Source organism: Undibacterium sp. Ji49W (genome assembly GCF_049340205.1).
Lineage (GTDB): Bacteria > Pseudomonadota > Gammaproteobacteria > Burkholderiales > Burkholderiaceae_D > Undibacterium.
In genome coordinates this window covers 13,637-40,544 of the sequence record NZ_JBMPOW010000016.1, presented here as the reverse complement: position 1 = coordinate 40,544, position 26,908 = coordinate 13,637, and the positions used below count along the sequence as shown (strand labels likewise).

At 50.7% G+C, this 26,908-nt stretch carries 25 protein-coding genes; 20 read left to right on the top strand and 5 right to left on the bottom strand.

What is annotated here, in order from left to right; translation table 11 throughout:
* Positions 1 to 17: 17 nt before the first annotated feature.
* The 4 genes from cyoD to cyoA are packed head-to-tail and all read right to left on the bottom strand — an operon-like array spanning position 18 to position 4,231.
* On the bottom strand, positions 18 to 521 hold the full coding sequence (gene cyoD, locus ACO0LK_RS19155; protein WP_422977837.1) for a cytochrome o ubiquinol oxidase subunit IV: 504 nt from the start codon (positions 519 to 521) through the stop codon (positions 18 to 20).
* Positions 518 to 1,183 carry a cytochrome o ubiquinol oxidase subunit III gene (gene cyoC / locus ACO0LK_RS19150; protein ID WP_422977835.1) on the bottom strand — a complete coding sequence of 222 codons (666 nt, stop codon included), beginning with the start codon at positions 1,181 to 1,183 and terminating at the stop codon, positions 518 to 520. Before cyoC ends, cyoD begins: the two co-directional genes overlap by 4 nt.
* A complete protein-coding gene (gene cyoB, locus ACO0LK_RS19145) occupies positions 1,176 to 3,182 on the bottom strand; it encodes a cytochrome o ubiquinol oxidase subunit I (protein WP_422977833.1) in 2,007 nt (668 codons plus the stop codon). Before cyoB ends, cyoC begins: the two co-directional genes overlap by 8 nt.
* Positions 3,182 to 4,231 carry a ubiquinol oxidase subunit II gene (cyoA, locus tag ACO0LK_RS19140; RefSeq protein WP_422977831.1) on the bottom strand — a complete coding sequence of 350 codons (1,050 nt, stop codon included), beginning with the start codon at positions 4,229 to 4,231 and terminating at the stop codon, positions 3,182 to 3,184. Before cyoA ends, cyoB begins: the two co-directional genes overlap by 1 nt.
* A gap of 208 nt (positions 4,232 to 4,439) precedes the next feature.
* On the opposite strand from cyoA, the gene ACO0LK_RS19135 reads away from it, so the two are divergent.
* The 19 genes from ACO0LK_RS19135 (at position 4,440) to bamC (ending at position 25,572) form a co-directional block, all read left to right on the top strand.
* Positions 4,440 to 5,747 (top strand): MFS transporter, encoded by a 1,308-nt coding sequence (locus ACO0LK_RS19135; RefSeq protein ID WP_422978039.1) that lies wholly within the window; start codon positions 4,440 to 4,442, stop codon positions 5,745 to 5,747.
* Between the two features lie 196 nt (positions 5,748 to 5,943).
* Positions 5,944 to 6,609 carry a phosphoribosylanthranilate isomerase gene (locus ACO0LK_RS19130; RefSeq protein ID WP_422977829.1) on the top strand — a complete coding sequence of 222 codons (666 nt, stop codon included), beginning with the start codon at positions 5,944 to 5,946 and terminating at the stop codon, positions 6,607 to 6,609.
* 59 nt (positions 6,610 to 6,668) lie between these two features.
* Positions 6,669 to 7,937, top strand: a complete 1,269-nt coding sequence (trpB, locus tag ACO0LK_RS19125; RefSeq protein ID WP_422977827.1) for a tryptophan synthase subunit beta — start codon at positions 6,669 to 6,671, stop codon at positions 7,935 to 7,937.
* 130 nt (positions 7,938 to 8,067) lie between these two features.
* Complete coding sequence (gene trpA / locus ACO0LK_RS19120) at positions 8,068 to 8,865, top strand: tryptophan synthase subunit alpha (protein ID WP_422977825.1); 798 nt, start codon at positions 8,068 to 8,070, stop codon at positions 8,863 to 8,865.
* Between the two features lie 85 nt (positions 8,866 to 8,950).
* Positions 8,951 to 9,826: an acetyl-CoA carboxylase, carboxyltransferase subunit beta gene (gene accD / locus ACO0LK_RS19115; protein WP_186945591.1), complete on the top strand. Its 876-nt coding sequence runs from the start codon at positions 8,951 to 8,953 to the stop codon at positions 9,824 to 9,826.
* A gap of 57 nt (positions 9,827 to 9,883) precedes the next feature.
* On the top strand, positions 9,884 to 11,173 hold the full coding sequence (gene folC, locus ACO0LK_RS19110) for a bifunctional tetrahydrofolate synthase/dihydrofolate synthase (protein WP_422977823.1): 1,290 nt from the start codon (positions 9,884 to 9,886) through the stop codon (positions 11,171 to 11,173).
* Between the two features lie 61 nt (positions 11,174 to 11,234).
* A complete protein-coding gene (locus tag ACO0LK_RS19105) occupies positions 11,235 to 12,257 on the top strand; it encodes an SPOR domain-containing protein (protein WP_422977821.1) in 1,023 nt (340 codons plus the stop codon).
* 12 nt (positions 12,258 to 12,269) lie between these two features.
* Positions 12,270 to 12,758 carry a CvpA family protein gene (locus ACO0LK_RS19100; protein WP_186945588.1) on the top strand — a complete coding sequence of 163 codons (489 nt, stop codon included), beginning with the start codon at positions 12,270 to 12,272 and terminating at the stop codon, positions 12,756 to 12,758.
* Between the two features lie 22 nt (positions 12,759 to 12,780).
* Positions 12,781 to 14,298 carry an amidophosphoribosyltransferase gene (gene purF, locus ACO0LK_RS19095; protein ID WP_422977819.1) on the top strand — a complete coding sequence of 506 codons (1,518 nt, stop codon included), beginning with the start codon at positions 12,781 to 12,783 and terminating at the stop codon, positions 14,296 to 14,298.
* Between the two features lie 182 nt (positions 14,299 to 14,480).
* Positions 14,481 to 15,428 carry an ABC transporter ATP-binding protein gene (locus ACO0LK_RS19090; protein WP_422977817.1) on the top strand — a complete coding sequence of 316 codons (948 nt, stop codon included), beginning with the start codon at positions 14,481 to 14,483 and terminating at the stop codon, positions 15,426 to 15,428.
* Positions 15,429 to 15,495: 67 nt separating this feature from the next.
* Entirely contained in the window at positions 15,496 to 16,815 is a 1,320-nt protein-coding gene (locus ACO0LK_RS19085; protein ID WP_422977815.1) for an ABC transporter permease, read from the top strand.
* Between the two features lie 312 nt (positions 16,816 to 17,127).
* Positions 17,128 to 19,446 (top strand): TonB-dependent receptor plug domain-containing protein, encoded by a 2,319-nt coding sequence (locus ACO0LK_RS19080; protein ID WP_422977813.1) that lies wholly within the window; start codon positions 17,128 to 17,130, stop codon positions 19,444 to 19,446.
* A 137-nt stretch (positions 19,447 to 19,583) separates the two neighbouring features.
* Entirely contained in the window at positions 19,584 to 20,432 is an 849-nt protein-coding gene (locus tag ACO0LK_RS19075; protein ID WP_422977811.1) for a 3',5'-nucleoside bisphosphate phosphatase, read from the top strand.
* Positions 20,433 to 20,500: 68 nt separating this feature from the next.
* On the top strand, positions 20,501 to 21,376 hold the full coding sequence (htpX, locus tag ACO0LK_RS19070) for a protease HtpX (RefSeq protein ID WP_422977809.1): 876 nt from the start codon (positions 20,501 to 20,503) through the stop codon (positions 21,374 to 21,376).
* Between the two features lie 53 nt (positions 21,377 to 21,429).
* Complete coding sequence (locus ACO0LK_RS19065) at positions 21,430 to 22,053, top strand: L-threonylcarbamoyladenylate synthase (RefSeq protein WP_422977807.1); 624 nt, start codon at positions 21,430 to 21,432, stop codon at positions 22,051 to 22,053.
* 52 nt (positions 22,054 to 22,105) lie between these two features.
* The gene (locus ACO0LK_RS19060; protein ID WP_422977805.1) at positions 22,106 to 22,765 is read left to right on the top strand and encodes a site-2 protease family protein; all 660 of its coding nucleotides are present in this window, start codon (positions 22,106 to 22,108) and stop codon (positions 22,763 to 22,765) included.
* A gap of 18 nt (positions 22,766 to 22,783) precedes the next feature.
* Positions 22,784 to 23,335 (top strand): methyltransferase domain-containing protein, encoded by a 552-nt coding sequence (locus ACO0LK_RS19055; RefSeq protein ID WP_422977803.1) that lies wholly within the window; start codon positions 22,784 to 22,786, stop codon positions 23,333 to 23,335.
* A 99-nt stretch (positions 23,336 to 23,434) separates the two neighbouring features.
* Positions 23,435 to 24,319, top strand: coding sequence for a 4-hydroxy-tetrahydrodipicolinate synthase (gene dapA / locus ACO0LK_RS19050; RefSeq protein WP_422977802.1), 885 nt, complete (start codon positions 23,435 to 23,437; stop codon positions 24,317 to 24,319).
* 77 nt (positions 24,320 to 24,396) lie between these two features.
* The gene (gene bamC / locus ACO0LK_RS19045) at positions 24,397 to 25,572 is read left to right on the top strand and encodes an outer membrane protein assembly factor BamC (protein WP_422977800.1); all 1,176 of its coding nucleotides are present in this window, start codon (positions 24,397 to 24,399) and stop codon (positions 25,570 to 25,572) included.
* A 106-nt stretch (positions 25,573 to 25,678) separates the two neighbouring features.
* Here bamC and ACO0LK_RS19040 read toward each other — a convergent pair whose 3' ends face one another.
* Complete coding sequence (locus tag ACO0LK_RS19040) at positions 25,679 to 26,107, bottom strand: DUF1841 family protein (RefSeq protein ID WP_422977798.1); 429 nt, start codon at positions 26,105 to 26,107, stop codon at positions 25,679 to 25,681.
* Between the two features lie 112 nt (positions 26,108 to 26,219).
* On the opposite strand from ACO0LK_RS19040, the gene ACO0LK_RS19035 reads away from it, so the two are divergent.
* Positions 26,220 to 26,801 (top strand): malonic semialdehyde reductase, encoded by a 582-nt coding sequence (locus ACO0LK_RS19035; RefSeq protein ID WP_422977796.1) that lies wholly within the window; start codon positions 26,220 to 26,222, stop codon positions 26,799 to 26,801.
* The last annotated feature ends 107 nt before the right edge of the window (positions 26,802 to 26,908 follow it).

The window sequence follows — 26,908 nt, the reverse complement described above, 5'->3', positions numbered from 1 at the left end:
TGGCTCATTCGTTGCATTCATTGCATTGATTGCATAGGCTTCATGTTGTCCACCGCCGGACTCAGTTGCGATGCTGGCTTGGGCATGGGCGTGAGTACGGAGGTGGTATTGATCGATTCCGGTTTTGTTTCGGTTTCATGCATCATGCCGGGCATCATATTGTGATTAAGGTGGTACATCACCCACAGAGATCCACTCATCATGATAAATACCAGCATGCCGGTGAACAGTAAAGCCAACATTGACCAGCCGCCCTCTGATTTGGTATTCATGTGCAGGAAATACACCATATGCACCACAATCTGCACTGCTGCAAACGCCAGCAGCACCAATCCTGTCGTGCTCGATTTGTCAAAAACTTTTCCCATGACAAGCCAGAATGGGATGGCTGTCAAAATCACAGCCAAAAGAAATCCCTTGGTATAGCTTTTCAGACTGCCATGGTCAGCGTGAATATGTCCATGATGGTCATCATGATGATCGCCATGGCCGTGGGGGCTGTGTTCTTGGTGTGCGCTCATGGCAAGACTCCCATCAAATAAACAAAGGTAAATACACCGATCCAGATCACATCAAGAAAGTGCCAAAACATGGACAGACACATCAGTCTGCGGCCATTTTCAGGAGTAAGACCATGACGTACGATCTGGAACATCAGGGTAACGAGCCAGACAATACCGAAAGTCACGTGCAGACCGTGAGTGCCGACCAGGGCAAAGAACGATGTCAGAAAGCCGCTGCGTTGTGGTCCTGCGCCTTCGTGTATCAAGTGTACAAATTCATACAGTTCCAGGCTGATAAAGCCGGCACCCAGCAAGCCGGTAACAGCAAGCCAGATCAAGGTCGTTTTGACGCGCTTGCCTTGCATTTCCAGCATGGCAAAGCCGTAAGTGATCGACGATAACAGCAGCAGGGATGTATTGACGGCAACCAGCGGCAGGTCAAACAATTCAGCACCTGTTGGCCCCCCTGCGTAGTTGCGGCCAAGTACGGCATAGGTCGCAAACAGGCAGGCGAAGATCAGGCAATCGCTCATCAGGTAGAGCCAGAAACCAAGCAAAGTGCCGTTTTCTGGATGATGTTCTTTGACATAAAAATCGCTGCTGGCAAGCTTGCCTGCATGTGAATGTGCACTGGTATTCAAGTTCGTGCCCTCAGTTGGGAAAGTTGCAGTATCAGACATAGCTGGCACCTAGCAGGCGAGTACGTTCATCTTCAGTACGGATGACTTCAGCAGCTGGGATGTAGTAGTCGCGCTTGTAATTAAAGGTATGGACGATGATCGCGGCCATCATGGCAACAAAGCCCAGGCCCGCCAGCAACCACATTTGCCAGATCAGGGCAAAACCACACACTGCACTCAGCAAGGCAATGATGAAGCCGGCGCCAGTATTCTTGGGCATATGTATCGCGACGAAGCCGTCTTTTGGTCTGGCGTATTGATTGCTCTTCATATCAGCCCACGCATCGTTGTCGTAGACTTTGGGTGTGAAGGCAAAGTTGTACGCCGCTGGTGGTGAAGACGTAGACCATTCCAGTGTGCGACCGCCCCATGGATCGCCGGTAACATCACGCAGCGAATCACGACGTTTATAGCTGACAAATAACTGGATGATGAAGGATGCGATACCCAAAGCAATCAGGAACGCGCCGAAGGCCGCGACCTGGAACCAGATTTGCAGGGACGGATCTTCGAAATGACTCAAGCGTCTTGTTACGCCCATCAGGCCCAGTACATACAAAGGCATGAAAGCAAAGTAGAAACCAATAGTCCAGAACCAGAAGCAGCATTTACCCCAAAAATCATCCAGTTTGTAGCCAAACGCTTTTGGGAACCAGTAGTTAATGCCAGCAAACATACCAAACAGCACGCCACCGATAATGACGTTATGGAAGTGGGCAATCAGGAACAGGCTATTGTGCAGAACGAAATCGGCAGGTGGTACCGCCAGCAACACACCTGTCATTCCGCCGATGACGAAAGTGATCATGAAGCCTATGGTCCACAGCATGGGCAATTCAAAGCGGATGCGGCCACGGTACATGGTGAACAGCCAGTTAAATATCTTCGCACCAGTTGGAATGGAAATAATCATGGTCGTGATGCCGAAGAACGAATTGACACTCGCGCCAGAGCCCATGGTGAAGAAGTGATGCAACCATACCAGGTAGGACAAGATCGTGATGACCACGGTCGCATACACCATGGATGTATAGCCAAACAAACGCTTGCTACAGAATGTCGATACGATTTCAGAAAAAATACCAAACGCAGGCAACACCAGAATATAGACTTCTGGGTGGCCCCAGATCCAGATCAGGTTGACATACATCATGGCGTTGCCGCCCAGATCGTTGGTGAAGAAATTGGTGCCTACCATACGATCCAGCGACAACATGCCCAATACCGCAGTCAGAACCGGGAAGGCAGCTACGATCAATACGTTGGTGCACAGCGCAGTCCAGGTAAATACGGGCATCTTCATCATGGTCATGCCAGGTGCGCGCATTTTGATGATGGTAGCAATCAGATTAATCCCGGACAGCAAAGTGCCGACCCCGGCAATCTGTAGTGACCAGATATAGTAGTCCACGCCCACATCCGGACTGGACATAATGCCAGACAGCGGTGGATAGGCCAGCCAGCCGGTACGGGCGAATTCGCCGACGAACAGCGATACCATCACCAGACCACCACCAAATGCAGTCATCCAGAAACTGAAGTTGTTCAGGAAAGGAAATGCCACATCGCGCGCACCGATTTGCAGCGGTACCACGTAGTTCATCAAACCAGTCACCAGCGGCATTGCCACGAAAAAGATCATGATCACGCCATGCGCTGTAAAGATCTGGTCGTAGTGGTGGGGCGGCAAGAAACCAGTAGCATCACCAAACGCCAAAGCCTGTTGCAGGCGCATCATGATGGCATCGGCAAAGCCGCGCAGCAACATGACCAGGGCAAAAATCACATACATGATGCCGATCCGTTTGTGATCGATACTGGTAAACCAGTCACGCCACAACATGCCCCATACACGGAAATAGGTCAGCGCCGCAAGAACTGCGACACCACCAATGCCGACGACAATAAACGTCGCCAGCAGGATAGGTTCATGAAAAGGGATCGCATCCCAGGAGAGCCGGCCGAAGATGAGCTTCGTCAAATCAATATGGTCTTGCATCATTTGGTTCCAATGATAAGAGGAGATGCCTTACAGATGTCGGCTTCGGTATCGAAGGACAAACGTAATGCGTTATCTTGTTTCTGACGTTGAGTGAAAATATTGGTGAACGCTGTTTTCGTATTCGATGCAGCGTAGGCATTTGCTTTTGCATCACTCATCATCATTTTGTCCATGCACACTTCACCCGCGCCGACACAACGATTCAGGATGGCATGATATAAATCTGCATCCACACTGGCGTAATGACGTACCGGCTCGCGCTCGCTGGGCTTTTCCAGTGCCTGATATGTTGCACGGTTCAGCGTCTGAGTCTTGGTTTTTGCGGCTTGTACCCAGGCATCAAAATTTTGCGCACTCATTCCATGAAACTTGAAGCGCATGTCAGAGAATCCCGCGCCGCTATAGTTTGCTGAAAAACCATCAAATTCGCCCGGTTTGTTAATAACGGCATTGAGTGTCGTTTCCATTCCAGGCATGGCGTAAATCTGACCGGCCAGTGCAGGGATAAAGAAGGAATTCATGACGGTAGATGCAGTGATCTTGAAACGTACAGGCACGTCCACAGGTGCTGCCAGCTCGTTGACTGTGGCGATGCCAAGGTCGGGATAGATAAACAGCCATTTCCAGTCCAGCGCTACAACTTCTACGTTCAGGACCTTGGTATCGGCGGGAATAGGACGGTTTTCATCCAGGCGGGACAGCTTGCGATAGGGGTCAAGCGTATGCGTGCTGATCCAGGTGATCAGGCCCAGGGCGATAATGATCAGCAGCGGTGCCCCCCATATCACGAGTTCAAGCTGGGTTGAATGATCCCAGTCGGGTTCATACTTTGCAGAAGTATTGTTTTTCCGGTAACGCCAGGCAAAGAGGATGGTAAGAAAGATCACAGGTACGATGATCAGCAGCATCAGCAGTGTGGATACCCAGATCAGATGGCTTTGTTGAGAAGCAATATCACCTGATGGATTCATGACCACTGTGTTGCAACCTGCCAACAAAATTGCAGAAAGAACAGCAAATCCGCGTCGTACAAATAAGGGAATCATATTGAGATAGGTCAATGATTATAGAAATTTGTGCTAATGTACCTTTACAAAAAGGCCTTGGCGATTGGACGTTTTGTCCTAGTTTTCAAATAAGCATCAAAAATGAAGATCGCACAGGAGCCAGACTATAATTTTTGAGACAATGTGAGGGACCATCATGGCCAGCATCAGCACTAATGAAAATGAACTGACCTCCAGCGCGAGCTATATGACAGCAGCTACTGAAAGCAGGAACACCAGAAACACCAAATCTGATCATTCCTCAATTGCACCCGGCGAAATCGCCATCGGTGTCGTCATCGGGCGAGCCTCGGAATATTTTGACTTCTTTGTCTATGCACTGGCCTCGGTGCTGGTTTTTCCCCAGGTTTTCTTTCCATTTGAGCAAAGACTGGAAGGCACTCTGTATGCCTTCGTGATTTTTTCATTTGCGTTTTTGGCCCGTCCGTTCGGCACGGTGACGTTTATGGAAATCCAGCGGCGACTGGGGCGTGAAGCCAAACTCACCATTGCCCTCGTGTTGCTTGGCGTATCTACCGCTGGCATCGCTTTTCTGCCGACATACTCACATCTTGGCGCAACGTCCATCGTCTTGCTTTCCGTGTTGCGTATCGGGCAGGGCGTAGCGCTGGGCGGCTCCTGGGATGGTTTGCCTTCCCTGCTGGCGCTGAATGCGCCAGAAAATAAGCGTGGCTGGTATGCAATGCTGGGGCAATTGGGTGCACCAGTGGGTTTTATGATCGCGGCGGGCTTATTCGCCTATATGTTAGCCAACCTGTCGACGGAAGACTTCCTTGAATGGGGCTGGCGCTATCCCTTCTATGTCGCGTTTGCAATCAACGTGGTGGCATTGTTTGCCCGCTTGCGTCTGGTATCTACCAACGAATATAAGCATTTGCTGGATGAGCGTGAACTGGAACCAACCAATATTGTCGAAATGACCCGTTCTCAAGGTCGTAACTTGCTCATCGGTGCTTTGGCGGCGTTGGCAAGCTATGCACTGTTTCATCTGGTTACCGTATTCCCATTGTCGTGGATTACCATTTATTCCAAACGTTCGCTGAGCGAGTTCCTGGAAATACAGATGATGGGTGCCGTGTTCATGATACTGGGCATTGTTATTTCTGGTCTGGTTGCTGATCGTATTGGTCGTCGCAAAATGTTATTTGTGCTGGCGTCGATGATCGCTGTGCTGAGTGGTTTCGTACCAGCCTTGCTGGGTGGCAGTGAACTTGGGCAGGATGTCTTTATTCTGTTGGGCTTCAGTATATTGGGCCTGTCTTATGGACAGGCATCGGGTGCTGTGACCTCCAATTTTTCTCCCAAATACCGTTATACCGGCGCTGCCCTGACATCTGATTTGGCATGGCTGGTTGGGGCCGGCTTTGCACCCCTGGTAGCACTTGGCCTGTCTTCCCATTTCGGGCTGGAATATGTCAGTCTTTATCTGCTGTCCGGCGCAGCGTGTTCTATAGCGGCGCTCAGCCTGAATCGTGCTTTGGAGATCAGGAACTAGGCGACGAAATTGGGACCGCGTTGGATGTTCATCCGACGCCAGTCATACTGCTAAATCGGCGGGATCAAGAAGTGTTTTTTCTTGATCCCGCCGATTTTTATTTTCAGGCTTTGCCAAAAATTTATGTCCGCCCGCCAGGGATCAAGGTAAAGTTATTGAAACGGTGTAAGCTCTCTCAAAGTTCAAAGGTAGGTCAATGTATTCCAGAACCAGAATCAAAATTTGCGGTTTAACCCGGGTAGAAGATGTGCGATTTGTCGTCGCGGCTGGTGCTGATGCGCTGGGGTTTGTGTTCTATCCGCCCAGCCCACGCTATGTCACGGCTGAAGCTGCTGGGGCGCTGCTGCGGGAAATTCCTCCCTTCGTGATGTCGGTTGGGCTGTTTGTGAATATCGATGAGGCAAGCCTGCAAGCGGTCATAAGGCAAGCTCCAGTGCAGTTATTGCAATTTCATGGCGATGAGACGCCTGAGCAATGTGCCAGCCTGGCGGCCAGTGTGAATCGTCCTTTTATTCGTGCCTATCGCGTCAAACCTGACACAAGTGCGGAGGATTTGCTAGAATGTGAGCAGTCTTATCGTAAGGCTAGTCCTTTATTCAGTGGTTTATTGCTTGATACCCATGTTGATGGGTATGGCGGTAGTGGAAAGGTTTTTGATTGGTCTCTCATCGCAAAAGAGCTCGCGCCTCGGGTCGTTTTAAGTGGTGGCTTGAGCGTACAGAACGCGACTGGCGCAGTTAGTCAGGTTCGCCCGTTTGCGGTCGACATCAGCAGTGGTGTGGAAGCAGCAAAGGGTATCAAGGATGAAGCCAGCGTGCGTGCTTTTATAGCGGCAGTACGCCTGGCAGACAATCAGGAATAGTGATGGCACTTTGGGTAAAACCCAGTGCATCGCTTTCAAACCAGTTTGAAGGAATGAAAATGAAAGAACTCCAGTCTCTGGATGCTCAGTTCGGGCATCAGCCTATCGCCAGTCAGGCAATTTACCAGTCAGCCGGATACCATTTGCCCGATGCGCGTGGTCATTTTGGTCAGTTCGGCGGTACTTTTGTGTCCGAAACTCTGACTCATGCGCTGACAGAACTCAAAGAAGCCTATGCCAAATACCAGAATGATCCTGAGTTTTTGGCTGAGTTTCGCAATGAATTAAAGTATTTCGTTGGTCGCCCGTCACCTGTGTATCACGCCAAACGCTGGTCTGATCTGATGGGGGGTGCGCAAATTTATTTCAAGCGCGAAGACTTGAATCATACCGGCGCGCACAAGATCAATAATGTCATCGGCCAGGCATTGCTGGCCAAGCGCATGGGTAAGCCACGTGTCATCGCTGAAACCGGCGCCGGCCAGCATGGCGTGGCCACGGCGACGATCTGTGCCCGTTTTGGTCTGGAATGCGTCGTCTACATGGGTTCGGAAGACGTCAAGCGTCAGGCGCAAAACGTGTACCGCATGAAGTTGCTGGGTGCGACCGTGGTGCCGGTGGAATCTGGTTCCAAAACCCTGAAAGATGCGCTGAATGAAGCCATGCGTGACTGGGTGGCGAATGTGGATAATACTTTTTACATCATAGGTACGGTGGCTGGTCCGCATCCTTACCCTATGATGGTCCGGGATTTTCAGTCCGTCATCGGTGAAGAATGTTTGTGGCAGATGCCTGAGCAAACCGGGCGTCAGCCAGATCATGTGGTGGCTTGCGTTGGCGGTGGCTCGAATGCCATGGGTATTTTCTACCCGTATATTGATCACAAACAAGTGAAACTTATTGGTGTGGAAGCAGCGGGTGAGGGGCTGGAAAGTGGCAAGCATTCTGCTTCACTGACAGCAGGTTCACCCGGCGTCTTGCATGGCAACCGCACCTATTTGCTGCAGGACGACAATGGCCAGGTCATCGAAACCCATTCTGTTTCGGCAGGGCTGGATTACCCAGGTGTAGGGCCAGAGCATGCATGGTTGAAAGAAAGTGGTCGTGCGCAATACGTGACCATTACCGATGATGAAGCGCTCAAGGCGTTTCATGACTGTTGTCGCATCGAAGGCATTATTCCTGCACTGGAATCCAGTCATGCTCTGGCCTATGCAGCCAAGCTGGCAGCGACTTTGCCCAAGGATCAAATAGTGCTGGCGAATTTGTCTGGTCGGGGTGACAAGGACATGCATACAGTAGCCGAGCGGGCGGGCTTGAAGTTCTGATTAGCCTTTTAGCTAACATGCAGGCTACATGTTGAGATGTGGCCTGCATGTCTTCCCTGTCAAAAATTGAGACTGATGCCATCGCTGTGCCGATAGCGCATCGATAGTGCATCGAATAAGGACCGACAAGATGTCAAGAATTCAAAATACCATGGCTGCTTTGGCGGCCAGCAATAAAAAAGGTTTGATCCCATTTATCACCGCAGGTGACCCTGCGCCGGAATTAACCGTGCCGCTGATGCATGCCCTGGTCGAGGGTGGGGCCGATATTATTGAGCTGGGCGTGCCGTTTTCTGACCCTATGGCAGATGGGCCTGTTATTCAGCGTGCTTCTGAAAGGGCCCTGCAATTTGGAGTTGGTTTGCGGGATGTATTACAATTCGTCCGCGAATTCCGGCAAAGTAATCAAAAGACACCGGTTGTGCTGATGGGCTACGCCAATCCCATAGAGCGCATGGGGCAGGATACATTCATCGCCAGTGCAGCCGAGGCTGGCGTGGATGGGGTTCTGGTAGTGGATTATCCGCCGGAAGAATGTGAAGAATTTGCAAGTAAAATGCAACAACAGGGTATGGATACCATATTCTTGCTGGCACCCACCTCGACCGATGAGCGTATTGCGCAAGTTGGCAAAATTGCCAGTGGTTATGTGTATTATGTATCGCTGAAAGGGGTTACCGGGTCTGGCGCACTGGATCTGGATGCGGTGGCTGCCATGATTCCACGTATCAAAAAGCATGTCACTGTGCCGGTGGGCGTGGGTTTTGGGATACGCGATGGTGCCACTGCCAGAGCCATTTCCACGGTGTCAGATGCGGTGGTGATAGGCTCGCGCATCATCCAGGAACTGGAAAATACCCCGCGTGAAAATGCTGTTGCTGCAGTGAAAAGCTTTATTTCTGGTGTCAGACAGGCTTTGGACGAGTAAAATACGCGCCTGACTGGTTCTTTTACCAGAATGAACCTGATGCCAGGTTGTTAAAAAGACAGCCTGGCGGCCATAAGGAGAAAACATGAGTTGGTTAGAAAAACTGTTACCACCGCGTATACAACGCTCGGAATCTGCAAATCGTAAATCGATTCCCGAAGGTTTGTGGGTCAAGTGCCCGTCTTGCGAAGCGGTGCTTTACCGTTCTGATCTGGAAGCCAATATCCATGTTTGTCCCAAGTGCAGCCACCATTTGCGCATAGGCGCACGTGAACGTCTGGATGCCTTGCTCGATGCAGGTGGCCGTTATGAAATCGGTCAGGAAGTCTTGCCTGTCGATACACTGAAATTCAAAGACAGCAAAAAATACCCGGATCGTCTGAAAGATGCGCTGGAAACCACGGGGGAAACGGATGCCATGGTTGTCATGGGTGGTTCCATCATGGCGGTGCCTGTCGTTGCTGCCTGTTTTGAATTTGAATTCATGGGTGGTTCCATGGGTTCTGTGGTTGGTGAGCGGTTCGTGCGTGGTGTGCAGGCAGCGCTGGAACAAAAAGTGCCTTTCCTGTGCTTCACCGCGACTGGTGGTGCACGTATGCAGGAGGGCTTGCTGTCCCTGATGCAAATGGCCAAGACCACTGCCATGCTGACTAAATTGTCAGAAAAGAAATTACCTTTCATATCGGTGCTGACTGACCCTACCATGGGTGGTGTATCTGCTTCTTTCGCTTTCCTGGGTGATGTTGTGATTGCCGAACCCAAGGCCCTGATCGGTTTTGCCGGCCCGCGCGTGATTGAAAATACCGTGCGTGAAAAATTGCCTGAAGGCTTCCAGCGTTCGGAATTCCTGCTGCAAAAAGGTGCGATAGACATGATTGTTGATCGTCGCAAAATGCGTGAAGAGATTGCGCGTTTGCTGGCTTTGTTGCAAAACCAGCCAGCTGAAGCAGTATCCTCCTGATTTATAGTGAATATCCAATAAGCCCGAAGCATTTTTTGTTCGGGCTTTTTTTATCTTATGACAAATTTACCCGTCACTCTGGCTGCCTGGTTGGCCGTACTTGAAACCCGCCATTCCAAAGAAATCGATATGGGCCTGGACCGCGTTGCTGTGGTCAAAAACAAGCTGGCAATTCACTATGATTGCCCCGTTGTCATGGTCGCTGGCACCAATGGCAAGGGTTCTACCTGCGCCATGCTGGAAGCAGTGTTAATGCAGGCTGGCTACCGTGTTGGCCTGTACAGCAAGCCACATTTTCTTGATTTCAATGAGCGTGCCCGTATCAATGGTGAAATGGTCGGGGACGATGTTTTCATCTCTACCTTCAATGCCGTTGAAGAAGCACGTGGCGATATTTCGCTGACCTACTTTGAATTTACGACGCTCGCAATCTGCAAATTGCTGGCTGATGCCAAATTGGATGTGGTGATACTGGAAGTAGGGCTGGGTGGCCGCCTGGATGCCGTGAATGTCATTGATGCCGATGTCTCCATCGTTACCAGCATTGATATCGATCATGTCGATTATCTGGGTGATACCCGCGAAAAGATAGGTTTTGAAAAGGCCGGTATCTTCCGTCCGGGCAAGGCAGCCATTTGCGGTGACCCTTTGCCACCGCAATCGCTGATTGACCATGCGCAAGCCATAGGTGCCGACCTGTGGCTGTTTGGCCGTGATTTCAATTACAACGGCGACAAGCAGCAATGGAATTTTGCAGGTCGCAGCCAGCGCCGCAATTCGCTTGCTTATCCCAGTTTGCGTGGTGCCAACCAGTTGCTGAATGCATCTGCCGTGCTGGCCGCGCTGGAAGCCCTGAAGCTTGAATTGCCAGTCGGTGCCCAGGAAGTCCGTACCGGCCTGGTCATGGTGGATTTGCCGGGCCGTTTCCAGGTCATGCCGGGTCGGCCGACTGTGGTGCTGGATGTGGCGCATAACCCGCATGCGGCGGCGACCCTGGCGCAAAATATGGACAATATGGGTTTTCATGCCTATACCTATGCGGTATTCGGTTCCATGCTGGACAAGGATATCGATGGTGTGATTGCTCAATTGAAAGATAAAGTGGATCACTGGTGTGTTACGGCCTTGCCTTTGCCGCGAGCGGCCCCAGTTGATGTACTGAAAGATAAATTGATTGCTGCCGGTGTACTGGCTGATCCTGAAAAAACGGTCACCAGTTTCGAGTCGCCAGAGCAGGCCTATGCAGAGGCCATCAGCAAAGCGGGTGAAAATGATAGAATAGTGGTCTTTGGATCCTTTCTGACGGTAGCCGGTGTCATGCGCGCCCGTCGTTCGGCACTCCATTGATGTTTTTGCGAACTGGTTTGTTAATGATCGACCAGTTGGCTAACTAACCAGAAATTTGCACATGGGTTTGCTCTCGCGTTTTACACAGAAGCAGGAAACTTCCGAAGCTCCGGAAAGTGGCGAATTCCGCTCTCGCGCCGAAGAAGAGAGTATTCAGACGCGTTCGCGCACTAAAAAGACCGAATCCAGGCGCAAGGCCAAGACTGATGACCCCATCCTGCCTGAGAAAAAGCGGGCCAGGCGGCGTCTGATCGGTGCGGTTGCGCTGGCGTTGGCAGCCATCATAGGCTTGCCGATGATTCTTGATTCTGACCCCAAGCCTTTGGCTGATGATGTGAATATCCGTATTCCATCAAAAGACAAAGCTTTTGACGGCAATGCAGCTGCCTCTGCCGAAGTGGTAACGCCAAGAGCGAAGAATCTTGCTGCCAATGAACCGGTAGAAGAAATTATTGAGCCGGCACCTCTGCCAAAAAATAAAACGGCAAACAATTCAACTAGTACCACCGTTGCAACTGTTACCAATCCACCTGCTGTGGCGCAGTTGACTGCCGCAAAGCCGGCCAAGCCAGAATTAAAACCGGAAGTCAAACCCGAACCTAAGGCTGACACTAAACCTGTCGCCAAAGCAGAAGCCAAACCTGAGCCAAAAACTGAGGTCAAACCTGTCACCGCTACGGCAAAACCTGCGGAAAAAGATCAGGCAACTGCAAAAGCTGAAGTGAAAACCGAGACCAAACCAGTCGTTGCCAAGCCAGGTAATGCTGATGACGAAGCCGCACGTGCACTCGCCATACTGGAAGGAAAAACACCGCCCAAACCGCCAGTCAGCAAACCGGCGGACGCTGTAGCCAAGTCATCCTTTACGGTGCAGGCTGGTGCTTTTTCTACGCAAGCTAAAGTGGATGAATTGCAAAGCAGGCTGAAAGCCGCTGATATCAAATCCTATACGCAAAAGATAGTGACGACCAATGGCGAAGTGACAAGGATACGGGTCGGGCCTTTTGCCTCGAAAGAAGAAGCAGATAAAATGCGCGCCAAACTGGGCAAACTGGGCATCAATGCCAGCATACCAACGAACTAGGCCGGATCTGTAATGACCCTGTTTGATTATCTCGTCATACTGGTGCTGGTTTGTTCTATCGTCATTAGCACCTTGCGCGGATTGATCAAGGAAATTTTATCGCTGGTGAGCTGGGTGGTCGCCTTTGTGGTGGCGAATGCCTTCAGTGAAACGCTGGCTGGCTGGTTGCCAGAGGCAGTGCCCGGGCAGATATTGCGCCTGATCGTGGCTTTCATTGCCTTGTTCATCGGTGTGCGCCTGATTATGGCGCTGATCATCATGGCGTTTGATGCCGTGATCAAGGCTAGCGGTTTGACGCTGGCAGATCGTGGCCTGGGTGGACTGTTTGGACTGGCACGCGGCTGTGTGCTGGTGTTGGCGGCAGTACTGGTATGCGGAATGACATCCATTCCCAAGCAGGCATTCTGGACCGGGGCAGTGCTCAGTCCGATAGCAGAAGCTGCTGCACTTGCCATCCTGCCGCTATTGCCCGAATCCATATCCGGGCACGTAAAGTTTTAATTGTTTTTTTTAGGAGTCCACCATGTGTGGCATCGTAGGCGTATTCTCAAATAATCCCGTCAACCAATTGATTTATGACGCCTTGCTGTTGCTGCAGCATCGCGGCCAGGATGCTGCTGGTATAGCGACCAATCATGGCAATAAATTCGCCATGCATAAAGCGAATGGGCTGGTGCGTGACGTTTTTCGTACGCGCAATATGCGTTCGCTGCCGGGCAATGTCGGTATCGGCCAGGTGCGCTATCCAACTGCTGGCTCCACCAGTGAAGAAGAGGCGCAACCGTTTTATGTGAATGCGCCATTTGGTATCGTGCTGGCGCACAATGGTAATCTGACCAATGCAGTAGAGTTGAAGATAGAATTGTTCAAGAATGACCGCCGTCATTTGAATACCGATTCTGACTCTGAAGTCTTGCTGAACATCCTCGCGCATCAGATTCAGGAAGTCACCAGTGGTTATTCGCTGGACCCGGAAGGTCTGTTCCGTGCGGTTTCCATGCTGCACAGGCGTGTGCGTGGTTCTTATGCCGTAGTCGCACAAATCTCTGGTTATGGCTTGCTGGCTTTCCGTGATCCTTTTGGTATCCGCCCTTTGTGTATTGGTGTTTCGCAAACAGACAGCGGAGCTGAATACATGATCGCCAGCGAATCTGTTGCCCTCGAAGGTCTGGGCTTCAAGTTTTTGCGTGACGTTGAACCTGGTGAAGCCTTGTTCGTCGACATGGATGGCAAGCTGCATACCCAGCAATGTGCTGATAACCCCAGTCTGAATCCTTGTGCATTTGAATACGTGTATCTGGCTCGCCCTGACTCCATCATCGATGGCGCTTCGGTCTATCTGACACGCCTGAAAATGGGTGAATACCTGGCAGAAAAAGTACGTAACCAGTTCCGCGATGGCGAAATTGATGTCGTCATGCCTATCCCTGATTCTTCCCGTCCTTCAGCGATGGAGTTGGCGTTGAAATTGAATCTTGATTATCGCGAAGGCTTTATCAAGAACCGTTACATCGGTCGTACTTTCATGATGCCTGGCCAGGCTGTACGCCGTAAATCTGTGCGTCAGAAACTCAATGCCATCGGTTCCGAATTCAAGGGCAAGAGCGTGTTGCTGGTTGATGATTCCATCGTCCGTGGCACAACCAGCCGCGAAATCGTACAGATGGCGCGTGAATCCGGCGCCAAGCGAGTGATTTTTGCTTCTGCTGCGCCACCAGTGCAATTCCCTAACGTGTATGGTATCGATATGCCTACCCGCAGCGAATTGATCGCCTATGGCCGTAGCGAAGAAGAAGTCTGCCGTGAAATCACGGCAGATGCCCTGGTATATCAGGACGTTGCTGCCATGAAGCGTTCTATCTCTGATGTGAACCCGGCACTGAAAAACATAGAAGCGTCCTGCTTTGATGGTTTTTACATCACCGGTGATGTAACAGCTGGATATCTGGACAAGTTGGAAGCTGCACGCAATAACCCGCGTACAGAACCAGAAGACCTGTTGCGTTCGCAATTGAACCTGAACCTGGCCACTACAGATTGAGTGTGATTCAGCCAAAAAAACCTGCCCGTCTTTAAACGGGCAGGTTTTTTTACGTCTGATTTTCGACAGATGCCTAAGAGTATTGTGTCAGTAAGCCACAGTTTTGCGTCGTGCTTGCCGAAAAAGCATTGAATGAATTACCATTGCCAGCATCCCTTATCACTACTTCTAGGATGTCTGCCATGACCACACCTCTGCTGGATGTGCGCAACCTGAGTAAGACCTTTGGTGCGCGCAAGGTTGTTGATGATATTTCCTTCTCTATTACACGCGGGCAGACTCTGGGCCTGCTGGGACCAAACGGCGCGGGTAAATCGACCACCGTCAGCATGATCTGTGGTTTGTTGCAGCCAGAGCAGGGCAGTGTGCAGCTCGATGGACTGCCCATGGGTTTGGGCAAGAATGCCGTCAAATTCAAGATTGGCCTGGTGCCACAGGATCTGGCCCTGTATGACGATCTGCCTGCCAGAGAAAACCTGAAACTTTTTGGTGCCCTGTATGGCATGTCGGGTAGCAAGTTGCAGCAACGCTGTGATGCTGTACTGGAACTGGTCAATCTGGCTGACCGCGCCGCTGACAAGCCATCCACTTTTTCTGGTGGTATGAAGCGGCGTTTGAATATCGCCGCTGCCTTATTGCATGATCCAGAACTGCTGATCCTTGACGAGCCGACGGTTGGTGTTGACCCGCAAAGCCGGAATGCCATTTTCGACAGTCTGGAAGTGCTGAAAAGCCAGGGCCGTACCCTGATCTATACCAGCCATTACATGGAAGAAGTCGAAAGACTGGCCGACCATATCGTCATCATTGATCATGGCAAAGTCATTGCCAATGAAACCCCGGCAGACCTGTACCGGCGTCTGCCTGCCAAGGCGGCCCTGTCCGTGGATCTGGTCAGGGAAATAAGCGAAGCCGATGTGGCTGCACTGAGTGTGCTGGATGGTGTGAATAGCGTACAGTTGGCAGATCAGGGCAAGCGCCTAGACGTGACTCTGGTGGAACATGATGTGGCACTGGGTTTGCTGGACTGGCTGGCCAGGCACGCATATAAAACCACCCATTTTGCGACAGCCAAAACCAATCTGGAAGACGTATTTTTAACTCTGACTGGGCGTAGTCTGCGTGATTGATGCGTGCCCTGATTTCTGAATAGCCTGTCCCGGTTTCAATTTTCAAGCGATTTTCTAAGGAATGCATATGACCGCCTTGCTCGCACTGATCAGGAAAGATCTGATACTGTTTATGGCAGATCGCCGCGCCTTGATGCTGAATTTGCTGATGCCCATTCTGCTGGGCGCTTTCTTTGGTTTCATTAGCGGCGGCAGTGGCTCAAAAGACGCTGCCAAGATAGAGGTGGCACTGGTCGTGCAGGACAGTCATCCCATCAGTCAGAAGATAGCCAAAGGGCTCAAGGACGAAGCCTCTCTGTCAGTCAAGGAAATGCCGCTGGAAGAGGCCAAGGCGATGGTGCTCAAAGGCAAAATCAATGTTGCCATCGTGCTGCCAGAAAAATTTGGTGAGCATGCCGGTAGTGTCTTGTTTGGTGCCAAAGCCAAACCGGAACTGCCAGTGTTTTATGACCCTTCGCAGAGTGCCGTGCTTGCCATGGTCAAAGGCATGCTAACACAGCAAGTTATGCAAAGTGTCAGTGCAGAAATGTTTGCAGGAAAAAGCGGTACAAGTTTCGTTGATCAAAGCTTGCAGGATCTGGAAAAAAGCAGCCAGCAAAATCCGGAAAGAGCAGAGCTACGCGATTTTCTCGGTAGCCTTAAAAAATTTCAATCACATCAGCAAATCCAGGGCGACTCTGCCGGCAATGAGCCCAAGGCTGCCAATGAGAATGGGGCGGCGGCAGGGGGCTTGAGCATGCCTTTTACGACCAAAGATGAAGCCATGATCGCAGGCGATGCCGTCACCAGCAAATACAATGGCTATGCACATTCTTTTGCCGGCATGAGCGTGCAATTTATTTTGTTCATGGCGATAGATGCGGGCATTGGGGTTTTGCTGGCAAGGCGTCTGGGTTTGTGGAGCCGCCTGCTGGCTGCCCCGGTAGGCTTGAATACGCTGCTGATCGCACGTGCATTGTCTTGCGCATTGATTGCTTTTTTTCTCATCAGTTTTATTTTTGCGGTGGCAGTTGTGGTGTTCAAAGTGCATATTGCTGGCAGTTTGCCGGGCTTTATTGGCGTTGCGATTTCGTTTTCTTTGATGACGGCCAGCTTTGGTTTGCTGATCGCGGCCTTTGGCAAAACGCCAGAAGCCGCGCGTGGCATTTCAGTCTTTGCGACGCTGATCATGGTGATGTTAAGTGGTGCCTGGATGCCATCTTTCCTGTTTCCGCAATGGTTGCAAAGCCTGACCCTGATCATACCAACTCGCTGGGCAGTTGATGGCCTCGATGCCATGACCTGGCGCGGTTTGGGCCTGGATGCCGCCTTGCCCGCGATTGGCGTGCAATTGGTGTTTGCGCTTTTGTTTGGATCACTGGCTTTGTGGCGTTTTCGCAAAGTCTGAATCAATACGATCAAATATTTGATCGTATTTGCAGTCGCTATATTCTCTTTGTATTCTGGCCTTTGGCGACTTGGACGTAGCCCCGTATTTCCTCTGTTTTGCGGTTCTGGCGTCATGCGTCTGATAGACGCACTACGTCATGGTCGCTTGCCCCAGGTATCGCAAAGTAACTGGAATCGCTGACCTGTTTCATTTCAATACAATAAAGGCGTGGCCGTTACTGGCATTCGACCTTGCATAAAAATACAATCTGCCCAGAGTGCAAAATTCCTTGTGCCATGGCAGTAGCTTATTTTTATATGTTTGAAACTTATGTATCCTAAATTTAAATTAAGTAGTTTGACGCTGGCGATTGCAGGTGTTTTCTCTATCGCGCCTTTTGCCTATTCGCAATCCACGCCGCCAGAACCACAAAAGAATACAGAAGAAACAAATCCAAACGCGAACGCCAAAGATAAGGCGCCCGTCAAAAAGACAGATGCTGCCAGCAAGGACAATGTTCAAAAAGTAACCATCAGTGGTGGTCGTACCGACCTGGAAGAACGCCGTCAGTCCACTGCCGCCAAGATGATTTTTGGCCGCGAAGAACTCGATCGCAACGGCGACAGTAACCTGGGTGAAGTATTGAAAAGATTGCCTGGTGTAACCATCGGTGGCCGCCCGGGTCGTGGCGGTGATATCCGTATGCGCGGCATGGGTAATGGGTATACCCAGATACTGATCAATGGCGAAAGGGCGCCGCGTGGTTTCTCCATGGATAGCCTGACACCGGATCAGGTGGAGCGTATAGAAATTATCCGTGGTGCCGTTGCTGAATTCAGTACACAGGCGATCGCTGGCACCATCAATATTGTTTTGCGTGAAGAGTACAAGCAAAAAGATATCGATCTGAAATTATCGATGGGCTACGAACAGGGCAGGTTGGCACCCAATGTGTCGCTGACTGTGCCTGGCGAAATTGGTAGTTTATCGTATGCCTTGAGTGGTTCCGTTTTTCAGAATCGCCAGCACGACGATGGTAGTACGTACACCAATTCCGTTGGGCAAAGTAAAGACGGTTTGGAGACTTTGATACAGAATCAATATGACCAAACCAACCGAAAAACTACAGGCATCCATTTGACGCCGCGTTTTAATTATAAGTTTGAAAATGGCGACACCTTGATGGTGCAGCCATTTCTGATGAATTCGCGTAGTGATTCCAGTACGCAAAGTAATGTTAATTTGATCGATCACTATACAGTCGACCCAGCCGATCCATCAGGTACGAAGCGCACGGCCACAAACGGGGATTTTGCGTTGGCAACTTCATCCGCACATGCAGAAACAACATTCTTGCGCGGCTTTGGTAACTGGCAGCATAAGTTTGAAGGCAATGCCAAGCTGAATATCAAATTTGGCGGTGGTCTGGGCAAGATGGATAGCAATTCCTTGCGCTATCAGTTTGATAAGGACGGCAAGCAGCTTGACCTGATCAGCGATGTCAATAATACCAAGGACAGTAGTCTCAATACCGGAGGTAAATTCACCATGCCTTATGGTGAAGGGCATACTTTGGCGGCCGGTTGGGATATGGAGGCAGGCAAGCGTAGCCAGACCCGCATTTCGCTGGACAATGGAAAGGCACAGTTTGCTGAATCTGGTGATAATTTGGATGCCAGTACCCGCCGTCTGGCAGTGTTTGCGCAGGATGAATTTGATATAAGTCCACAGTTCTCCGCATATGCAGGTTTGCGTTGGGAGGGGATTAAGATTAGCAGCACTTCAGCCGGACGGGCAATCGACAATACCAGCAGTGTCTGGAGCCCGTTGCTGCACGGTGTTTGGCGTATTCCCGGTGCCGGCAAAGATCAGATCAGGGCCAGTCTGACTCAAAGCTATCGAGCACCCGCGTTGAACGATTTGATTGCTTTGCCGAGCACTTCCAACCAGAACAGCTACTATCGCCCTGACCGTACAGGTAATCCATTCTTGAAGCCGGAATTATCCAAAGGCATTGATCTCGCCTTTGAGCATTATCTGACGCGTGCTGGCATCATCAGTGCCAATTTCTTTGTTCGTGATATCAATAATCTGATACGCAGAAAGACTGAGGAAGTGCTGCAACCCGATGGTTTAACCAAGAAATGGGTGTCTTCTCCTGTAAATATCGGCCACGCAAATACCAAAGGCATAGAGCTAGAAGCGAAATTCCAGTTGCAGGAATTTTTCCCTGATGGCCCGGCTCTTGACGTGCGCAGCAACTATAGTCGTTTCTGGTCCAGTGTGGACGGTATTGTGGGGCCAAATAATCGCCTTGATCAGCAACCAAAGCAGACTGCAAATTTTGGTCTGGATTATCGCCCAACGGGCATTCCGCTGACTGTCGGTGGCAGTATTAACTGGACGCCAGCCTACGATATACAAAACAGCAATAGCCAGATTACCACCACAGGTATCAAGCGCCAGTTAGATTTGTATGGCTTGTGGAAATTTAATCCTAACCTGCAAATGCGTCTGTCTGCCAATAATTTGCGGGCAAATGATTACCAGAGTGGCAGCATCGTCAATTCAGAGACCGTGAATCGTATCGATTACAATACATCTAAAACCTACACCACCTGGACCTTGCGTGTAGAGATGAAGCTGTAAAGAAACGAGCAGGAAGGGCAGGTGATCGTGCAGTGCAGCACGATCACGATTGCGGGAGTACAATAGCTTCACAGGCTGGAGTCTTGCCTGGTTGCCCATTTCGCTGGCTGGCCCGTATTGTTTTCTTTTTGCTCACCATGTTATCTTCAGAACTCAACGCCGATCTTCATAGTCATTCCATCATTTCTGACGGCGTGCTGGCACCTGCACAACTTGCTGCCCGTGCCAAATCCAATGGAGTGGAGTTGTGGGCCTTGACAGATCACGATGAAGTCAGGGGTATCCCGGAGGCGCGTGCAGCTGCCCTTGATCTGGGTATGCGTTACATTCCCGGCGTCGAGATTTCCGTTACCTGGGCTGGCAAGACCATACACATCGTCGGCCTGAATATTGATGAAACCAATCAGGGCCTGGTGGATGGTCTGGCAAAAACCCGTTCTGGCCGTGAAAGCCGGGCGCGTGATATGGCCGCAGAACTGGCCAGCCGTTCCGGCATTTTGAATGCCTATGAAGGCGCACTGAAATACGTGGGTAACCCGGACCTGATTTCCCGGTCCCATTTTGCCCGTTACCTGGTTGAAATAGGGGCCAGTGCCACTGTGTCGGATGTATTTAAACATTATCTGGCTGAAGGCAAGCCAGGGTACGTGCCACATCGCTGGGCCACGCTGAGTGATGCAGTAGGCTGGATACGCAATGCCGGTGGCGTGGCGGTTGTCGCCCATCCTGGCCGTTATGACCTGACCCCGCTGGCATTTGATGCCTTCTTTACAGAATTCAAAAATCTTGGTGGCTTGGCAATAGAAACGATAACTGGCAGTCATACCGTTGACCAGTACGATGAATACACCAAAATTGCTGCGCAATACGGGTTTTTATCGTCGCGCGGGTCGGATTTTCATTCCCCGCAAGATGCGGAAATTGATATTGGATGCCTGCCTGTCTTGCCATCCATGGCGAAACCGGTCTGGGAAACATGGGTATGACTTGAATTTCCCCGGATTGGCCTTATTTGCAGGACATGAATTATGTAGTTTCCTGAGTGAGGTGAGTCATGAAGCGTATCGTACTGTTTTTACTGACTAATCTGGCCGTGATGGCCGTCATGTCTATTGTGTTGTCCCTGCTGGGCGTTAACCGGTTTTTAACGGCGAACGGTCTGCAACTGGGCACGCTGATGGTGTTTTCCCTGGTGGTTGGGTTCACAGGCGCCATTTTTTCCTTGCTGATCAGTAAACCCATGGCAAAATGGTCAACGGGTGCACGGGTAATAGATACACCATCAAATTCAACCGAACTATGGCTGGTGAATACGGTCAAAGCCTTGTCTGAGCGGGCTGGTATCGGTATGCCGGAAGTTGCGGTATACAATGGCGAGCCGAATGCCTTTGCCACAGGTGCCTTCAAGAATTCTGCCCTGGTTGCGGTTTCTACCGGTTTGCTGGAAGGTATGACCAAGGAAGAAGTCGAAGCCGTTCTGGGTCATGAGGTTGCGCATATTGCCAATGGTGATATGGTGACCATGACGCTGATACAGGGTGTCGTGAATACCTTTGTGGTGTTCCTGGCCAGGGTGGTAGGCTATGCAATCGACAAGGCGGTATTTCGCAATGGCGATAATGACCGCCCTGGCATCGGCTATATGATCACCGTCTTTGTGTGTGAAATCTTGTTCGGTATCGTGGCATCGATGATTGTTGCATGGTTTTCGCGTCAGCGCGAATTTCGTGCAGATGCGGGTTCAGCCCAGTTGCTGGGTAATCGCCAGCCTATGATACATGCATTGGCCAGGCTGGGTGGCATGGCGCCTGGTGAGTTGCCGAAGTCAATGGCGGCGTCTGGCATCAGTGATAAACCGGGCTGGGGTGCTTTGTTTTCCACGCATCCGCCAATGGAAGAGCGTATTGCTGCATTACAGAACATGCGCTGATTGATTGAACGACTGTTAGTGGCGGTAGCACAGCTACCGCCTTTCTTATTTTTATGAGCCAATTTTTTCAAATTCATCCGGACAATCCCCAACTGAGGCTGATCAAGCAGGCAGCGCAGATTATCGACAATGGCGGCATCGTGGCCCTGCCTACGGATTCCTGCTATGCGCTGGTGTGCCACCTGGATGACAAGGACGCGGTAATGCGGCTGCGCAAGATTCGCAATGTCGATGAAAAACATCATCTGACCCTGCTGTGCCGTGATCTTTCCGAGATTGCGCAATATGCCAAAGTTGATAATCGCCAGTACCGCCTGCTGAAAGCCGCTACGCCAGGACCGTATACTTTTATTCTAGAGGCGACCAGGGAGGTGCCGCGTCGCCTTAGTCATCCTTCACGCAAGACCATAGGTTTGCGGGTGCCGGAAAATAGTATTACTCATGCATTGCTGGAAGAATTAAAACAGCCTCTGCTGGGTACGACCCTGATTTTGCCGGATGAAGCAGAACCCTTGACCGATCCTGAATTGATACGCGAGCGCCTGGAGAAGTTGATTGATCTGGTGATAGATGGTGGTGCCTGTAGTCTGGTGCCAACCACAGTGATCGATATGACGGCGGATTCTCCCGAACTGGTGCGCCAGGGCAGGGGAGATGTGGCCCTGTTTGGTCTGTAATGTCCTGCTTTTCCCTTTTTTTTGTTTGCCAGTGCCATCTTAGAGCTTATTCATGAATGAACTTATACAAACCGTATTGATTTACGCCTTGCCGGTGGTTTTTGCCATTACCCTGTATGAGGCAGCGCGTGGATATACGGCGCGTCACTTTGGCGATACCACGGCACAGGCGCAAGGCCGTCTGAGCTTCAATCCCATCGTACATATTGACCCGCTGGGCACCATTGTTATTCCTGTGGTGCTGTATCTGGCGACCGGCGGCGCCTTCCTGTTCGGTTATGCCAAGCCCATGCCCATCAATTACGGGCAATTGCGGGACCCCAAGAAAAACCTGAAATGGATCGCTCTGTCTGGCCCTGCGGCCAACTTTGTCATGGGTTTTGCATGGTTGTTGTTGTCGGTGATTTTGCGGACCATGCAAGTGGAAGAAGCTTTCTTTTTGCAAATGGCACAGGCAGGTGTACTGACCAATCTGGCGATGTTTGCTTTCCACCTGATCCCTATTCCGCCACTGGCTGGTGGGCAGATTTTGCTGAGCCTGCTGCCGCATCAGATGGCATATAAGTTCGCCAAAGTGGAACCATATTGCTTCTTCATCGTGATGGGTCTGGCCTTGCTGCATTTGCTGCAATACTGGATGTTGCCCCTGATGGTAGCGGGCAATATGATCTTGCAGGTATTGATTACCCCATTCCTTCTGTTGCTGGGCTAATCAGGCCGGGATCGCATCATGAATCAAGCTTCTGCCTGGTTGCAAATACATATCGGCTTGTTGCCTGCCGGGCTGGTGCTAGACCTGGCTTGCGGCGGCGGCAGAAATAGCTTGTACTTGCTCGAAAAAAACTATGAGGTACTGGCGCTCGACAGGGATGGCCAAAGTTTCGTCATGCTTGAGGCTGCTGGTGCCCGCACCATGCTGCATGATCTGGAAGCGGACGCTGAACACGATAACTGGCCATTTGTAGAAAACGCTTTTGAGGCTATTGTGGTCTGTAATTACCTGCACAGGCCCCTGTTTCCTGCCATGCTGGGCAGCCTTGCTCCGGGCGGCATATTGATCTATGAAACCTTTGCTGCCGGTAACGAACAGTTTGGCAAGCCGTCAAATCCTGCCTTTTTGTTACAGCAAGGCGAACTTCTTGCGCAAATCCGGTCTAATCCCCAGGTGGCAATGCATGTGATTGCCTATGAAGAAGGCTATGTTGAACAGCCAAAACCGGCAATGATCCAGCGTATTTGTGCCAGAAAAACTGGAAAAACCAGGGGTTTGGACAGACTTTGAAACATTCTCCTACAAGTTTAAAGGCTTATTCCAGCTATTTGCGCCCAGATTATCAGCGTATCCGCTACAATCAGGGTTTTACTTTTTTCTTGCATTAACATGACAAAGATTCAGGGAAGTCTGGTTGCGATCGTAACCCCCATGCATGCAGATGGCAGTCTCGATTTGCCTTGTTTGCGCAAATTGATAGACTGGCATATCGCCGAAGGTACGGATGGCATTGTCATTGTCGGGACAACGGGTGAATCGCCTACGGTTTCTGTAGAGGAACATTGCGAATTGATACGTGTGGCGGTTGAACATACGAACAAGCGTATTCCCATCATCGCCGGCTCCGGCGGCAATTCGACTGAAGAAGCCATTGCCCTGACCAAATTTGCCAAGCAGGCCGGTGCGGATGCATCCTTGCAGGTTGTGCCTTACTACAATCGTCCTACCCAGGAAGGCATGTATCAGCATTTCAAGAAAATTGCTGAATCGGTCGATATTCCCGTGATTCTGTACAACGTGCCTGGCAGAACCGTTGCCGACATGTCGAATGAAACCATACTGCGTCTGGCCCAGGTTCCTGGCATTATCGGTGTCAAGGATGCGACCGGCAATATCGCCAGAGGCACAGACCTGATCCGTCTGGCTCCTGAATCTTTTGCTGTATTCTCTGGCGATGATGCGACTGCGATGGCGTTGATGCTGTGCGGTGGCAAGGGTAATATTTCGGTGACTGCCAATGTTGCACCACGTGCCATGCATGAGCTGTGCGTCGCTGCCATGGGCGGTAACATCAAGGAGGCGATTGCGATCAATAACCGCATGTTGCCCCTGCATAATAAATTGTTTGTAGAACCTAATCCTCTTCCAGTGAAATGGGCGATGATTGAAATGGGATTGATCCCAACCGGGATCCGTTTGCCGCTGGTTCCCATGGCTGCGCAATATCATGAAACCGTTCGTGCTGCTTTGCGCGAGTCAGGTGTATTACAATGATCTCCCCTGAACAGGCAGGAATCCTGTCAGTTTGCTTCATGCAGTTTTAATTGATAATAATTCGTAGGGACTTTCACATGGCAAAAAGCTTTGTTGCTAAAAACGGGATCATCGGCGCTGTCGCGTTGGTAGGTTTGACTGGCTGTAGTTCAATCAGCAACATCCTTGAACCGAATCGCATTGATTACAGAAGTGCCAGTAAGGCAACGGCTGCATCCCTGGAGGTGCCGCCAGATTTGACCCAGATTCGTCGTGATAACCGTTTCTCTATCCCTGAAGCCAACAAGAGTAGTGCAACAGCATCCAGCTACAACCTGGAAAAAGGCAACAAGGCCGCTGTCGGTACAGGTAGTGGCGCAATTGCTGTCAAGCAGGTGCAAAACATGCGCATAGAGCGCAATGGTACAACGCGCTGGCTGGTGGTCAAAGACACACCTGAAGCCCTGTGGCCACAATTGAAGGATTTCTGGCAAGAGCTGGGTTTCCTCATCAATGTGGAAAATCAGGAAGCCGGTGTGATGGAAACCGACTGGGCTGAAAATCGCGCAAAAATCCCTCAGGATATTATCCGTAACACCCTGGGCAAGGTATTGGATTCGCTGTATTCGACAGGTGAACGTGATAAATTCCGTACCCGTATTGAACGTGGTGCGAATGGCGAAGTAGAAATCTACATCAGCCATCGTGGTGCGCAAGAGGTGTTGGTTGGTACCCAAAAAGACAGTACGGTATGGACGCCACGCCCGGTTGATCCGGGTCTGGAAGCTGAATTCCTGTCGCGTTTGATGGTACGTCTGGGTTCCGATGGTGAAAAAGCCAAAGTCGCGGTAGCGGCAGCAGCACCAGGCACGCCAGCCGTCGCACATGCCAAATTGCTGAAGGCAGATGGCTCTACCTATGTAGAAGTGGATGAAGCCTTTGATCGCGCCTGGCGCAGGGTTGGCCTGGCACTGGATCGCATCGGCTTTACAGTGGAAGACAGGGATCGCTCGCAAGGTCTGTATTTTGTCCGTTATATTGACCAGGACATTGATGCCAAAACCAAGGGCGCCAGCGATGGCTTCTTCTCTAAACTGTTCTCGTTTGGTTCTTCCAGCGATGCAGCCAAGAATGCACAGAAATACCGTATTCTTGTGAAGAATGCGCCGAATGGTGAAGTCAGCCACGTATCGGTACATGGCAATGATGGCAAGGTTGATACCTCTCCTGTTGCAGAAAAAATCCTGCAATTGCTGAATGATCAGTTGAAGTAATTCTGCTGTCTGGACATGAAAAAAGCGAAGCTGATGCTTCGCTTTTTTTATTGGCTTCCGGTTTTTGCCTGAGCCTGCATGCTTGTTTTCCTTCTTGGCGGGATACTTAACTACAGCGTTTTTTCAACGCGTCGATATACGCTTGCCCATCTGGTGGCAAGCCTGTCCTTTGTGAATTCCATATCATTTCACCCAGGCATTCCATGATTTCATGATGGGCTTCGTGTTCGGAATTGTTTCTCCTTGCCAGAATCTGGAATGCCTGTCTGACACCGGGTGGCTGATCCACAGAAATCTGTTCGGCAATCGACAGGTGCATGGACAGATGCAGGAAGGGATTGGTCTGTCCCTGGTCAACGCTGTAATCGGTTTCCAGGGCGGCTTCGACATCGCTCAGGGCTTCTGCATATTCCGGGTGTTGGCTGATCCAGTCGGCAGCTATCATTTCCAGCGGTGTCAGCACCAGGCTTTCACGGCTTTTGCGGAAGGTTTCACAAAAAAAACGGCGTACATCGTGCTGGCTGGGGGTGAACATGAACGGGTCCAAAATAGTAAGTGCCGCTATTGTAAAAGGTATTTTATTTTGTTGCCCTGAAGCTTTCACCGACTTCGGTTATTATCCTTTGATTATTTGAAAGGAATAGCCCATGTTATCCAAAGAAGCGCTCGACACATTGTTTACTACTGCTCGTACACATAATGCCTGGCTTGACAAGCCGGTAACAGATGCGCAATTGCAGGAAGTATATGATTTGATGAAGTGGGGTTCTACCTCTGCCAATTGTTCGCCTGCACGTATCGTGTTCGTCAGGTCTGACGCTGAAAAGCAAAAATTGCTGGCTTGTGTTTCTCAGGGTAATTTTGAAAAAACCAAAACTGCGCCAGTGACTGCCATCATAGGCATGGATATGGAATTTTTTGAAAAACTGCCACAGTTGTTCCCACACGCTGATGCCCGTTCCTGGTTCGCCGGTAACCAGGCTGCAATCGATGCAACGGCTTTCCGTAACTCGTCCTTGCAGGGTGCTTACTTTATGCTGGCAGCGCGCGCAGTGGGTCTGGATTGTGGCCCGATGTCGGGTTTTGATGCAGACAAGCTCAATGCCGCTTTTTTTGCGGGTACCAGCGTCAAGGTCAACTTCATTTGCAATCTGGGTTATGGCGATGCGCAGCAATTATTTCCGCGTTCACCACGTTTGAGTTTTGATGAGGCTTGCAAGATCGTCTGATGATCTTGCCGGAAGGCTTGTATTGAAGTGAGCCTGCATGGTTGTTGATGCAGGCTCTTTGTTTTGATGCCCTTATTTGATACTCTTTGACGCTCTTTGATGTACTT

Excerpts from the sequence above, each read along its gene's own strand:
- ACO0LK_RS19085 (WP_422977815.1), top strand. The coding sequence starts at position 15,496 with ATGACCGCCTTGCTCGCACTGATCAGGAAAGATCTGATACTGTTTATG.
- ACO0LK_RS19135 (WP_422978039.1), top strand. The coding sequence starts at position 4,440 with ATGACAGCAGCTACTGAAAGCAGGAACACCAGAAACACCAAATCTGAT.
- bamC (WP_422977800.1), top strand. The coding sequence starts at position 24,397 with ATGGCAAAAAGCTTTGTTGCTAAAAACGGGATCATCGGCGCTGTCGCG.
- ACO0LK_RS19065 (WP_422977807.1), top strand. The coding sequence starts at position 21,430 with ATGAGCCAATTTTTTCAAATTCATCCGGACAATCCCCAACTGAGGCTG.
- trpB (WP_422977827.1), top strand. The coding sequence starts at position 6,669 with ATGAAAGAACTCCAGTCTCTGGATGCTCAGTTCGGGCATCAGCCTATC.
- folC (WP_422977823.1), top strand. The coding sequence starts at position 9,884 with ATGACAAATTTACCCGTCACTCTGGCTGCCTGGTTGGCCGTACTTGAA.
- ACO0LK_RS19075 (WP_422977811.1), top strand. The coding sequence starts at position 19,584 with ATGTTATCTTCAGAACTCAACGCCGATCTTCATAGTCATTCCATCATT.
- ACO0LK_RS19105 (WP_422977821.1), top strand. The coding sequence starts at position 11,235 with ATGGGTTTGCTCTCGCGTTTTACACAGAAGCAGGAAACTTCCGAAGCT.
- accD (WP_186945591.1), top strand. The coding sequence starts at position 8,951 with ATGAGTTGGTTAGAAAAACTGTTACCACCGCGTATACAACGCTCGGAA.
- trpA (WP_422977825.1), top strand. The coding sequence starts at position 8,068 with ATGTCAAGAATTCAAAATACCATGGCTGCTTTGGCGGCCAGCAATAAA.
- ACO0LK_RS19055 (WP_422977803.1), top strand. The coding sequence starts at position 22,784 with ATGAATCAAGCTTCTGCCTGGTTGCAAATACATATCGGCTTGTTGCCT.
- ACO0LK_RS19100 (WP_186945588.1), top strand. The coding sequence starts at position 12,270 with ATGACCCTGTTTGATTATCTCGTCATACTGGTGCTGGTTTGTTCTATC.
- ACO0LK_RS19035 (WP_422977796.1), top strand. The coding sequence starts at position 26,220 with ATGTTATCCAAAGAAGCGCTCGACACATTGTTTACTACTGCTCGTACA.
- ACO0LK_RS19040 (WP_422977798.1), bottom strand. The coding sequence starts at position 26,107 with ATGTTCACCCCCAGCCAGCACGATGTACGCCGTTTTTTTTGTGAAACC.
- htpX (WP_422977809.1), top strand. The coding sequence starts at position 20,501 with ATGAAGCGTATCGTACTGTTTTTACTGACTAATCTGGCCGTGATGGCC.
- ACO0LK_RS19090 (WP_422977817.1), top strand. The coding sequence starts at position 14,481 with ATGACCACACCTCTGCTGGATGTGCGCAACCTGAGTAAGACCTTTGGT.
- dapA (WP_422977802.1), top strand. The coding sequence starts at position 23,435 with ATGACAAAGATTCAGGGAAGTCTGGTTGCGATCGTAACCCCCATGCAT.
- ACO0LK_RS19080 (WP_422977813.1), top strand. The coding sequence starts at position 17,128 with ATGTATCCTAAATTTAAATTAAGTAGTTTGACGCTGGCGATTGCAGGT.
- cyoA (WP_422977831.1), bottom strand. The coding sequence starts at position 4,231 with ATGATTCCCTTATTTGTACGACGCGGATTTGCTGTTCTTTCTGCAATT.
- purF (WP_422977819.1), top strand. The coding sequence starts at position 12,781 with ATGTGTGGCATCGTAGGCGTATTCTCAAATAATCCCGTCAACCAATTG.
- ACO0LK_RS19060 (WP_422977805.1), top strand. The coding sequence starts at position 22,106 with ATGAATGAACTTATACAAACCGTATTGATTTACGCCTTGCCGGTGGTT.
- cyoB (WP_422977833.1), bottom strand. The coding sequence starts at position 3,182 with ATGCAAGACCATATTGATTTGACGAAGCTCATCTTCGGCCGGCTCTCC.
- ACO0LK_RS19130 (WP_422977829.1), top strand. The coding sequence starts at position 5,944 with ATGTATTCCAGAACCAGAATCAAAATTTGCGGTTTAACCCGGGTAGAA.
- cyoC (WP_422977835.1), bottom strand. The coding sequence starts at position 1,183 with ATGTCTGATACTGCAACTTTCCCAACTGAGGGCACGAACTTGAATACC.
- cyoD (WP_422977837.1), bottom strand. The coding sequence starts at position 521 with ATGAGCGCACACCAAGAACACAGCCCCCACGGCCATGGCGATCATCAT.